Raw genomic sequence first — 9832 nt, forward strand, 5'->3', positions numbered from 1 at the left:
GCATGGCGCCGGCGGGGCTCAAGGAAATCGCCGCGGACCGGCGGCCGGTGCTGGAAGACGTGGAGTTCGTGCTGGTCCCACGGCGCGGCGCCGATGCCGCGCTCATGGAAGCGCTGTCGAGCCTGATCGTGGCGCAGATCGCGCCGCAGCGTCAGGTGTAGGTTGAGGCTTCAACCCGCTTTGCAGATCGCCAAAAACTGGTCGATGTCCTCTTCGGTGGTGGCGAACGAGGTCACGAGGCGGATCAGGGTCTCGTCGTCCTTTACCGGCTCCGGCATGTTGTTCGGCACCGGCCAGCCGTAGAATTTTGCGCCCCTGGCTTCGGCGGCCTCTGCCGACGCCTTGTTGAGGACGGCGAAAACCTCGTTGGAGGTCGTGTCCCAGGCAAGCCTTGTGCTGTTCAGCGAGCCGATGCCGGCGCGCAGGCGGTCGGCCATGCTGTTGGCATGGCTTGCCATGTTGAGCCAGAGGCCGTCCTGAAGATAGGCATCGAACTGGGCCGAGATGAAGCGGGTCTTGGAAAAGAGCTGGGCGGCGCGCTTGCGGATGAAGGCGAAGTCCCTGGCGAGTTCCGGATTGAAGAACACGATCGCTTCGGCACACCAGCAGCCGTTCTTGGTGCCGCCGAAGGAGAGGATGTCGATGCCGCGCTTCCATGTCATTTCGGCGGGGGAGACGTCGAGCGAGACCAGCGCGTTGGCGAAACGGGCGCCGTCCATATGCACCGGCAGGCCGCTCGCCTTGGCAATCGCGGTGATCGCGTCGATCTCGCCGAGCGTATAGATGGTGCCGGTCTCGGTCGCCTGGGTGAGGGTGACGGCGGCGGCGCGGCCGTGATGCAGCGAATCCTGCGGAAAGCCGGCGATGCGGGCGCTGAGCTTCTCCGGATCCATCTTGCCGTCTTCGCCTTCGACGGGGACCATGCGCATGCCCGAAAAGAAGTCGGGCGCGCCGCACTCATCCTCGATTACATGCGCTTCCGTGTGAGAGAAGGTGACGCCGCCGACCCGCGCGATGCTGGCGAGCGACAGCGAATTGGCAGCCGTGCCGGTGGAAACGAAATAGACCGAGACGTCTCGCTCGAAAATCTCGTTGAAACGGGCCTCGACCGCCTTGTCGAGATCGCTGTTGCCATAGGCGGCGGCAAACCGGGTCGACTCCTTGGAGAGGCGTTCATTGATCGAAGGATGGGCGCCGGCCCAATTGTCGGAAGCGAAAAACATTCTGAAAAATACCCTGGAAGTTTTGTCTCGGAAGCTCGGGGAGATTAATCTTTTTGAACCGGTAATCAATCGGCGAGGGCAGTCGAGCGGCCAAAACGGTTAGGTCAGCACCTGCCACGCTTTAAAACGCCCTCGATTGTAATTAAATTTCCACATCTAAGCCATTCGGCGTAATCTTCTGTCGCAAAAGGCGGGAGATTTTTAATGACCGCTCTTGTCGCGGGTTAACTTCTATGGCATAGATTTTGGAAATTAGGACAGAAGTACTGTCCTAATTTCGGGAAATGAAGCGTTATTTTGCGTGTCTTTCCCGCTGACGTTCGCGCCGATCCGGGTTATGTTGCGCTGCGAAGCTGCAACCGCACCGGAGCGGCGCCATCGCATGAAGCACGGGATGGAGCCTCGGCCTGTCATCCCCAAGAGACAATTGAGAGCCACTTTGCCCGCTGCCGAAGGCGGCCAACAGGAGGAATGACGATGACGAAGACCATCTCCGAGATATCCGGCGCTGAAGCCCCGATGTCGGCCGAGACGACAGTTCGCGTTCCATTTGCCGCCGGCGGTTTGCCGATGGCTCAGGGCCTCTATCACCCGCGCAATGAGCACGATGCCTGCGGCGTCGGCTTTATTGCCCATATGAAGGGCAAGAAGTCGCACCAGATCGTCAAGGATGGCCTGTTCATCCTCGAAAACCTGACGCATCGCGGTGCCGTCGGCGCTGATCCGCTGATGGGCGATGGTGCCGGCATTCTGGTGCAGATCCCCGACCGTTTTTTCCGCGAGGAGATGGCAAAGCAGGGTGTCACCCTGCCGAAGGCTGGCGAATATGCCGTCGGCCACATCTTCATGCCGCGCAAGGCGGATGAAATCGAGCACTACAAGAAGGTAATCCAGGACGTCGTCGCGGAGGAGGGGCAGCAGTTCCTTGGCTTCCGTGACGTGCCGGTCGACAACTCGTCGCTTTCCAAGGCGCCTGACATCGCAGCAACCGAGCCGCATCACGTCCAGGTCTTCATCGGTGCCGGCAAGGACGCCGCGACCAACCATGATTTCGAGCGCAAGCTGTTCCTGATCCGCAAGGTGATCTCCAACCGCATCTATGACACGTTCGGCGGCGTCGACATGGGTTTCTATCCGGTGTCGCTTTCGTCCTCGACGATTGTCTACAAGGGCATGTTCCTCGCCTATCAGGTCGGTGCCTATTACAAGGATCTTGCCGACCCTCGGTTCGAGACGGCGGTGGCTCTGGTGCACCAGCGCTTCTCGACCAACACATTCCCGTCCTGGAAGCTCGCGCATCCCTACCGCATGGTCGCCCATAACGGCGAAATCAACACGCTGCGCGGCAACGTCAACTGGATGGCGGCGCGCCAGGCGTCGGTTTCTTCGCCTCTCTTCGGCGACGACATTTCCAAACTCTGGCCGATTTCCTACGAAGGCCAGTCGGACACGGCCTGTTTCGACAACGCGCTCGAGTTCCTCGTGCGCGGCGGGTATTCGCTTGCCCATGCGGTGATGATGCTGATCCCGGAAGCCTGGGCCGGCAACCAGTCGATGTCGAAGGAGCGTAAGGCCTTCTACGAATACCATGCCGCCCTGATGGAGCCGTGGGACGGTCCGGCCGCCGTTGCCTTCACCGACGGTCGCCAAATCGGCGCGACGCTCGACCGCAACGGTCTGCGTCCGGCCCGCTACATGGTCACCGACGACGACCGGATCATCATGGCGTCCGAAGCGGGCGTGCTGCCAGTGCCGGAAGAGAACATCGTCAAGAAGTGGCGCCTGCAGCCCGGCAAGATGCTGCTGATCGACATGGAAAAGGGCCAGATCATCTCCGACGAGGAGCTGAAGTCCGAACTTGCGACCAAGCATCCTTACGGCAAGTGGCTGGACAAGACCCAGCTCATCCTCGAAGACCTGAAGCCGGTGGAGCCGCGGGCGCTGCGTCGCGACGTGTCGCTGCTCGACCGTCAGCAGGCCTTCGGCTACACCTCGGAAGACACCAAAATCCTGATGTCGCCGATGGCGACGACGGGCCAGGAAGCCATCGGCTCGATGGGTACCGACACGCCGATTTCGGCCATGTCGGAAAAGTCGAAGCTGCTCTACACCTATTTCAAGCAGAATTTTGCGCAGGTCACCAACCCGCCGATCGACCCGATCCGCGAGGAACTCGTCATGAGCCTCGTGTCGTTCATCGGCCCGCGTCCGAACATTCTCGACCACGAGGGGGCTGCGAACGCCAAGCGCCTGGAAGTGCGCCAGCCGATCCTGACCAATGGCGACCTCGAGAAGATCCGCTCGATCGGCCACACCGAAGACCGGTTCGACACCAAGACGCTCGATTTTACCTATGATATCGAGCGTGGTGCCGAAGGCATGCCGGAAATGCTCGACCGTCTCTGCGAACGTGCGGAAGCGGCGGTCAAGGGTGGCTACAACATCATCGTGCTCTCCGACCGCCAGATCGGCCCGGACCGCATCGCGATTCCGGCACTGCTGGCGACGGCTGCCGTGCATCATCACCTGATCCGCAAGGGGCTCAGAACCTCGGTCGGCCTCGTCGTTGAGAGCGGCGAGCCGCGCGAGATCCATCACTTCTGCTGTCTCGCCGGTTATGGCGCAGAAGCCATCAACCCCTATTTGGCCTTCGACACGCTGACAGACATGCACATGCGCGGCGAATTCCCCAAGGAAGTGGATTCCTCGGAAATCGTCTATCGCTATATCAAGGCGGTCGGTAAGGGCATCCTCAAGGTCATGTCCAAGATGGGCATCTCGACCTACCAGTCCTATTGCGGTGCGCAGATCTTCGATGCCATCGGCCTGTCTTCGGGTCTGGTCGAGAAGTATTTCTTCGGCACGGCTTCGAACATCGAAGGCGTCGGTCTGGAAGAGATCGCTGAGGAAACGGTTTCCCGGCACCACGCCGCGTTCGGCAAGGACCCGGTCCTTGCCTCGACGCTCGATATCGGCGGCGAATATGCCTACCGCATGCGCGGCGAAAGCCATGCCTGGACGCCGGATGTGGTCGCAACGCTGCAGCACGCGGTGCGCGGCAACAGCCAGGAGCGGTACCGCGAATTCGCCGAGATGGTGAACGAGACGGCGGTGCGGATGAACACGATCCGCGGCCTCTTCAAGATCAAGTCTGCCGAAGCGATCGGCCGCAAGCCTGTCTCGATCGACGAGGTGGAGCCGGCCGTCGATATCGTCAAGCGGTTCTCGACCGGCGCCATGTCGTTCGGTTCGATCAGCCGTGAGGCGCATACGACGCTCGCGATTGCCATGAACCGGATCGGCGGCAAGTCGAACACCGGCGAGGGCGGCGAGGAAAGCGACCGCTACATGCCGCTGCCGGACGGTTCTCAGAACCCGGAACGCTCGGCGATCAAGCAGGTCGCTTCCGGCCGCTTCGGCGTGACGACCGAATACCTGGTCAATGCCGACATGCTGCAGATCAAGGTGGCGCAGGGCGCGAAGCCCGGCGAAGGCGGCCAGCTGCCCGGCCACAAGGTCGACGCGACGGTTGCCAAGACCCGGCATTCGACGCCGGGTGTCGGCCTCATCTCGCCGCCTCCGCACCACGACATCTATTCGATCGAAGATCTGGCTCAGCTGATCTACGACTTGAAGAACGTCAACTCGACCGCCGACATTTCCGTCAAGCTCGTCTCGGAAGTGGGCGTCGGCACGGTTGCCGCAGGTGTGGCCAAGGCGCGTGCTGACCATATCACGGTTGCCGGTTTCGACGGCGGCACCGGCGCATCGCCGCTGACCTCGCTGAAGCATGCGGGTTCCCCTTGGGAAATCGGCCTTGCCGAAACCCAGCAGACGCTGGTGCTGAACGGTCTTCGCTCGCGCATCGCGCTGCAGGTCGACGGCGGCCTGAAGACCGGCCGCGACGTCATCATCGGCGCGCTGCTCGGTGCCGACGAGTTCGGTTTCGCGACGGCTCCGGTCATCGCCGCCGGCTGCATCATGATGCGCAAGTGCCACCTGAACACCTGTCCGGTCGGCGTGGCGACGCAGGATCCGGTCCTGCGCAAGCGCTTCAAGGGGACGCCTGAGCATGTCATCAACTACTTCTTCTTCGTCGCCGAAGAAGTGCGCGAGATCTTGGCATCGCTCGGCTTCACCCGTTTCGACGAGATCATCGGCATGGTCGAGCTTCTCGAAAAGGACCAGATGATCGCCCACTGGAAGTCCAAGGGCCTCGATTTCTCGAAGATCTTCCATAAGGTGGAGGCTCCGAAGGAGGCGACCTACTGGACGCAGCGCCAGAAGCATCCGATCGATGACATTCTCGACCGCAAGCTGATCGAGAAGTCGCAGGCTGCCCTTGAGAACAAGGAGCCGGTGGTCTTCGAAGTGCCGATCAAGAACGTCGACCGTTCCGTCGGCGCGATGCTGTCGGGTGCGCTTGCCAAGCGCTGGCGCCACAAGGGCCTCAAGGACGACACGATCCATGTGACGCTGCGCGGCACGGCCGGACAATCGTTCGGTGCCTTCCTTGCGCACGGCATCACCTTCGATCTGGTCGGTGACGGCAACGACTATGTCGGCAAGGGCCTGTCGGGCGGCCGCATCATCGTGCGCCCGCCGGAAAACTCCAGGATCGTCGCGGAGAACTCGATCATCGTCGGCAATACCGTGCTCTACGGTGCGATCACCGGCGAGTGCTATTTCCGCGGCGTTGCCGGCGAGCGCTTCGCCGTTCGTAACTCGGGTGCGATTGCGGTGGTCGAGGGCGTGGGTGACCACGGCTGCGAATACATGACCGGCGGCATCGTCGTCGTGCTCGGGGAAACGGGCCGCAACTTCGCGGCGGGCATGTCCGGCGGCGTCGCCTACGTGCTCGACGAGAGCGGCGATTTCGCCAAGCGCTGCAACATGGCGATGGTCGAACTCGAGCCGGTTCCGGAAGAGGACGACATGCTGGAGAAGCTGCACCATCACGGTGGCGACCTCATGCACAAGGGACGCGTCGACGTTTCCGAGGACATGACGCGCCACGACGAGGAACGCCTCTACCAGCTGATCTCCAACCACCTGCACTACACGGGCTCCAACCGCGCCAAGGAAATCCTCGACCGCTGGAGTGAATACCGGCCGAAGTTCCGCAAGGTCATGCCGGTCGAATACCGCCGTGCTCTCGTGGAGATGGAGCGGATGCGGATGGGCGTCGCTGCGGAGTAACTTCACCGGGCATCATTGCTGTGATATGCTGGCGGCATATGACGACGATGGAGTATGGAGATGAACGAACACATAAGGGAGTCTCGTGAGGATGGTGGCGTTACCGTCAGCATCTTCAAAAATGGTCGCAGCCGTGCAGTACGCATACCGAAGGAATTCGATCTGGATGGCGACAAGGTCGTGATGGTGAAGCAGCCAGATGGATCGATCCTCGTTCGAACGGCGGTAACTGCCGGGCTGATCGATTATCTCAGGCAAGCTGAAGCTTGGACTGGGGAAGATTTTATCGCGAGTGACGACGATCTGGCGCCGCTTCATGAGATCGACCTTTGATGCGCTTCATGCTCGATACCAACATCGTTTCGGCCATCGTCCGTGATCCTCGCGGCAAGGTGTTCGAGCGGTTGGCTGAAGTGGGAGAACAGAACGTCTTCATCAGCATCATCACCCATGGTGAGGTCTGGTATGGCGTCAAGAAGAACGGCTCTGAGGAATTGGCGCGTAAGGTCGCCGCAGTCACGCGGAGGTTTTATGTCGCTCCGCTCAACCTGCCGGTAGACCAGCGCTATGCCGACATTCGGCAGGCATTGAGACAGGGCAAGAATATCGGTCCAAACGACCTCTGGATCGCTGCTCATGCCCTTGTATTGGATGCGGTCTTGGTGACGAACTACGAGAGTGAGTTTTCCCGGGTGCCGGGACTGAAAGTTGAAAACTGGCTGCGGTAGCGGCGAAGTAGAGGTAGAACATGGGCAAGGTAACGGGTTTCCTGGAGATCGACCGGCAGGTGGGCAAGTATCAGCCGGCCTCCGACCGCATCCGCCATTTCCGCGAATTCACCATCCCGATGTCGGATGCGGAGGTCACCAAGCAGGCGGCGCGCTGCATGGACTGTGGCATTCCCTATTGCCACGGCCCGACCGGCTGTCCGGTTCACAACCAGATCCCGGACTGGAACGACCTCGTCTACAACAACAAGTGGGAGGAGGCGATCCGCAACCTTCATTCCACCAACAACTTCCCGGAATTCACCGGCCGCGTCTGCCCGGCACCCTGCGAGGAAGCCTGCACGCTGAACCTCGAGGATGCGCCGGTCGCGATCAAGACGGTCGAGCAGGCCATCGCCGATAAGGCCTATGAGCTCGGCTTCATCGCGCCGCAGCCCGCAACCGTTCATACCGGCAGACGAGTGGCGATCATCGGTTCCGGCCCCGCCGGCATGGCGGCTGCCCAGCAGCTCGGCCGCGCCGGCCATGAGGTGCATGTCTACGAGCGCGAGTCCAAGGCCGGCGGCCTGCTGCGCTACGGCATTCCGGACTTCAAGATGGAGAAGAACTTCATCGACCGTCGCGTCGAGCAAATCACCGGCGAAGGCGTGACCTTCCATTACGGTGCCAATATCGGCGTCGACATTCCCGTCGAGAAGCTGATCGCCGAACACGATGCGGTGCTTTATTGCGGCGGTTCGGAAACCCCGCGGCCGGCCGGCATTCCAGGCGTCGAGCTGCATGGTGTCTATGACGCGATGCCTTACCTCGTGCAGCAGAACCGTCGCCTCGGCCGCGAAAACATCGACAGCGTCGCCTGGCCGGCCGATCCGATCCTCGCCGGTGCCAAGCATGTCGTCGTCGTCGGCGGCGGTGATACAGCGTCGGACTGCGTCGGCACGGCCTTCCGCCAGGGCGCCGTCAAGGTGACCCAGCTCGACATCCGCCCGCAGCCGCCGGAAAAGGAAGACAAGCTCGCCGTCTGGCCGTTCTGGGCCACCAAGATGCGCACCTCGTCCAGCCAGGCCGAAGGTGCGGTGCGCGAGTTCCAGGTGGCGACGCTCGAATTCGTCGGCGAAGACGGCCAGCTCATCGGCGTGCGCTGCTGCGAAGTCGACGAAAGCCGCAAGCCGATCGCCGGCACGGATTTCATCATCAAGGCGGATCTCGCCTTCATCGCCATCGGCTTTTCAGGCCCTCTGACGGACGGTGTTCTGAACGAGCTCGAAGGCAAGCTGACGCTGAATGTCGACCGCCGCGGCTCGACCAATGTCGTCGCCAACGACAAGGACTACAAGACTTCGGTCGACAAGTTCTGGACCGCCGGCGACGTGCGCCGTGGCCAGTCGCTGGTCGTCTGGGCGATCCGCGAAGGCCGCCAGGCCGCACGGGCGATCGACGAGGCGCTGATGGGAAGCTCGGTTCTGCCGCGGTAAAGCAGGAGTGGAATTCGATAACGTGGGAGCGATCTTGCTTCCACGCCAACGATGACAACTGCTGCTACTGGGCCACTTTCACCTTGTAATCATCAACGCGTCCGGCCGGTGCGGGGGCCAGTTCGCCGCGCCTGACCAGTTTGTCGCGCGGCGTTTCGACGAGGACCGGCGGGAGCGGGGCTGCGCCGAGAAGATCCTTGCCGCCGTCGAGTTCGGGGTCGGAGAGGCTGATCGGATGGGTCGGAACCGCCTGGCCGGGTGAGGCGGGAAGGGCTGACAGTGCCGGCAGGTTCGAACCGTCGAGCTTGATGACATCGGGGCTTGCCATTTCGCCGAGATGCCGGCGGGCCAGTTTTTCCACGTAGAAGGCGAGCTTCTGCTTGCCGGCCTTGGTGAAGGTGATGCCGTCGGAACCGCGCAGGCGCACCTGCTGGCCGTTGACGTCTGAGCCGGTGATGACGAACTTGCCGTCCTCGTCGACGAAACCTTCCCAGATGTCGACGAATTCGCCGCCGGCCTTTTCAACCTGATTGCGGTAGATGGCGTTGAGCGTCACGGCGTCTGCGGTTGCCGTCGGCGACTGGAAGGAGGGCAGGCCGACCCAGAGAAGCGGCAGCTTGCGGGAAGTGACGATGCCAACCAGCCGGGTCACCCGCCGCTCGTATTCCTTGAACCAGGCGTCGCTGCGGAACTTTTCCTTGGTGCTGCCGATCGTCATCTGCTGGCGGTCGTTGGCGCCGAGCATGACGACAACGACGGCCGGCTTCACCTCGTCGAGCATGGCGGGGAGTTCGCCCGGCCAATCGAAGTGATCCTCGCGGACGAGACCGGAGGAGCCGTCGCTGCGCTCGGTGATCGCGACGCCGGGAGCGGTCGCAAACGCCGTTTCCAGTTCGCTGCCGATGCCGCCGGCCATGAAGTCGCCGACCACCAGAACCTGTTTGGCATTGTCGATTTTGGCAACCGGTTCCGGCGCCGCCGGCACCATTGGCTGCACCGGGCGGGGAGCGGCTGCCCGTCCCGTGCTGCGGCGCGGACGCGGCCTCATATCGATGATCGAGCCATCCCGGTCGTAACGGCGTCGGCTATAAGGAGGAGGCTGCTCATAGCGGTCGTCGCGCTCGTAACGCGGGCCGCCGAACAGGTAATCGAAGAGGTTGCGGCGCGGGAGAGGCTCCTGGGCGGCGGCCGGCCGCGGCGCGACCGG

Annotated in this window: 6 protein-coding genes and 1 pseudogene; 5 read left to right on the plus strand and 2 right to left on the minus strand. The window is 62.2% G+C overall.

Going from position 1 to position 9832, the window contains the following annotated elements:
* Positions 1 to 161: pseudogene (locus tag MOV61_RS25150) on the plus strand (LysR family transcriptional regulator); the annotation flags it as partial.
* Between the two features lie 9 nt (positions 162 to 170).
* Here the strand turns inward: MOV61_RS25150 and MOV61_RS25155 are convergent.
* Positions 171 to 1223, minus strand: a complete 1053-nt coding sequence (locus tag MOV61_RS25155) for a low specificity L-threonine aldolase (RefSeq protein ID WP_247138545.1) — start codon at positions 1221 to 1223, stop codon at positions 171 to 173.
* 477 nt (positions 1224 to 1700) lie between these two features.
* Here MOV61_RS25155 and gltB point away from each other — a divergent pair, with 477 nt between their 5' ends.
* The 4 genes from gltB to MOV61_RS25175 are packed head-to-tail and all read left to right on the plus strand — an operon-like array spanning position 1701 to position 8625.
* Positions 1701 to 6422, plus strand: coding sequence for a glutamate synthase large subunit (gltB, locus tag MOV61_RS25160; protein WP_408962429.1), 4722 nt, complete (start codon positions 1701 to 1703; stop codon positions 6420 to 6422).
* Positions 6423 to 6482: 60 nt separating this feature from the next.
* Positions 6483 to 6755 (plus strand): antitoxin, encoded by a 273-nt coding sequence (locus tag MOV61_RS25165; protein ID WP_247138546.1) that lies wholly within the window; start codon positions 6483 to 6485, stop codon positions 6753 to 6755.
* Positions 6755 to 7150 (plus strand): type II toxin-antitoxin system VapC family toxin, encoded by a 396-nt coding sequence (locus tag MOV61_RS25170; protein ID WP_309493856.1) that lies wholly within the window; start codon positions 6755 to 6757, stop codon positions 7148 to 7150. Before MOV61_RS25165 ends, MOV61_RS25170 begins: the two co-directional genes overlap by 1 nt.
* A 20-nt stretch (positions 7151 to 7170) precedes the next feature.
* The gene (locus MOV61_RS25175) at positions 7171 to 8625 is read left to right on the plus strand and encodes a glutamate synthase subunit beta (RefSeq protein ID WP_038545105.1); all 1455 of its coding nucleotides are present in this window, start codon (positions 7171 to 7173) and stop codon (positions 8623 to 8625) included.
* Between the two features lie 64 nt (positions 8626 to 8689).
* Here MOV61_RS25175 and MOV61_RS25180 read toward each other — a convergent pair.
* Positions 8690 to 9832 (minus strand): DUF459 domain-containing protein (locus MOV61_RS25180; protein ID WP_247138548.1); only part of this gene is annotated, 1143 nt, incomplete at its 5' end.

It is taken from the genome of Neorhizobium sp. BETTINA12A (assembly GCF_023006485.1).
GTDB lineage: Bacteria > Pseudomonadota > Alphaproteobacteria > Rhizobiales > Rhizobiaceae > Neorhizobium.